The following is a 2,141-nucleotide window of genomic DNA, read 5'->3' on the forward strand; positions in this document are numbered from 1 at the left end:
GCCGCTGGGCCATCGTTAGCTCCATGAAAACGGGCATAACCTGCACCCGCTGCCATCACCCTTAACCACGCCGCTACGCGGAGGTTTTCAAATGAGGCAACGAATCCGGCAACGCGGAGGTTTTCAATGAGTCAACGCGCGGCATTGCGCTCAGCAAGCGTTTGCCCGATCATGTGGATTGGCGGTGTTCTTCAACCTTGTTGGGGGGAAGGCTGTACTGAGTCTTCGTCTCGGGGGGCATTCGTCAGGGGGTCCGGCTCCCGGTCTCAGCACGTCTGGAGGCGGGCCCCCACCTTAACGGTCTCAGTCCGTGGCATCGCGGCCCGGACAACGCGAAAGGCGGCCACCGGTTGAACCGGTGGCCGCCTTTCGCTGCTTCAATGCTCCTGCGGGGCAGGCCGCAGACTAGACGCCGTAGTAGAGCTCGAACTCGTAGGGGTTCGGGCGCAGGGACAGCGGGCGGATCTCGTTCTCGTACTTGTACTCGATCCAGGTGTCGATCAGGTCCTGGGTGAAGACGCCGCCGGCCTGCAGGAACTCGTTGTCCTCGCGGAGGGCCTCCAAGGCTTCCTCGAGGGTGCCCGGAGCCTTGGGGATGTCCTTGGCTTCCTCGGCGGGGAGCTCGTAGAGGTCCTTGTCGATGGGAGCCGGGGGCTCGATGCGGTTGCGGATGCCGTCAATGCCGGCCATCAGCTGGGCAGCGAAGGCCAGGTACGGGTTGGAGGAGGGGTCCGGTGCGCGGAATTCGATGCGCTTGGCCTTGGGGTTGGAACCCGTGATGGGGATACGGATACCGGCGGAGCGGTTGCCCTGCGAGTAGACCATGTTGACCGGGGCCTCGAAGCCCTTGACCAGGCGGCGGTAGGAGTTCACCGTCGGGTTGGTAAAGGCCAGGACGGCGGAGGAGTGCTTGAGCAGGCCGCCGATGTACCAGCGCGCGGTGTCGGACAGGCCGGCGTAGCCCTTCTCGTCGTAGAACAGCGGCTCGCCACCGTTCCACAGTGACTGGTGGCAGTGCATGCCGGAGCCGTTGTCACCGAAGACCGGCTTCGGCATGAAGGTCACGGACTTGCCCCAGGCGTCAGCGGTGTTCTTGATGACGTACTTGAACTTCTGCAGGTCATCGGCAGCGTGGGTCAGCGTGGTGAACTTGTAGTTGATCTCGGCCTGGCCGGCGGATCCAACTTCGTGGTGGCTGCGCTCGACCTCGAGGCCGGCTTCGTCCAAGGCAACGCACATGGCGTCGCGCAGGTCAGCCTGCTTGTCGGTGGGGGAGACCGGGAAGTAGCCGCCCTTGACCGGGGTCTTGTAGCCCAGGTTGCCGCCCTCTTCCTCGCGGCCGGTGTTCCAGTGGGCTTCTTCGGAGTCGATCTTGTAGAAGCTGCCCTCGGGGGAGGACTGGTACTGGACGTTGTCGAACACGAAGAATTCGGCTTCGGGAGCGAAGAACGCGGTGTCGGCGATGCCGGTGGAGGCCAGGTAGGCCTCGGCCTTTTCGGCTACGCCGCGGGGGTCGCGGTGGTACGGGTCGCCGGTGCGCGGGTTGACGATCGAGAAGTTCAGCGCGAGGGTCTTCTCCATGCGGAAGGTGTCCAGGAACGCGGTGGTGACGTCCGGGATCAGCTGCATGTCAGATTCGGCGATGCCCTGGAATCCGCGGATGGAGGAACCGTCGAAGAGCTGTCCGTTGACGAAGAAATCAGCGTCGACACTCTTCGCCGGGACGTTGAAGTGCTGCTGGACACCCGGAAGGTCGGTGAAGCGGATATCGACGAACTTTACATCTTCGTCCTTGATGAACTTGAGGACTTCGTCCGCAGTCTTGAACATCTATGCTCCTAACGCATATGTAAATATGGCATGCACGCCACGTGATCCAGCGCAATCCAAAATCAGGGAGAACGCCTGTTGTCCCTGTCGCGTGTACCTGCCGGGGGGATTGCTTGAAACTTCTAACAGACTATGGATCCGGGATTTCCCGTCCGTGTCCGCATTGTTTCGGGCAGGTTACAGAATGCCCTTCTGTGACCACGGTATCGTCCGTCCACACTGTGGTCGAGCCCTCGCGTTGACTCATTGAAAACCTCCGCGTTGCCGGATTCGTTGCCTCATTTGAAAACCTCCGTGTAGCGGCGTGGTTA

General features: G+C 61.8%; 1 protein-coding gene. It reads right to left on the reverse strand.

Annotated features, from left to right (window positions below):
• Positions 1-405: 405 nt before the first annotated feature.
• On the reverse strand, positions 406-1,830 hold the full coding sequence (glnA, locus tag PV772_RS22875) for a type I glutamate--ammonia ligase (RefSeq protein WP_141160827.1): 1,425 nt from the start codon (positions 1,828-1,830) through the stop codon (positions 406-408).
• Between the last annotated feature and the right edge of the window lie 311 nt (positions 1,831-2,141).

Source organism: Pseudarthrobacter sp. CC12 (assembly GCF_039907755.1).
Lineage (GTDB): Bacteria > Actinomycetota > Actinomycetes > Actinomycetales > Micrococcaceae > Arthrobacter > Arthrobacter niigatensis.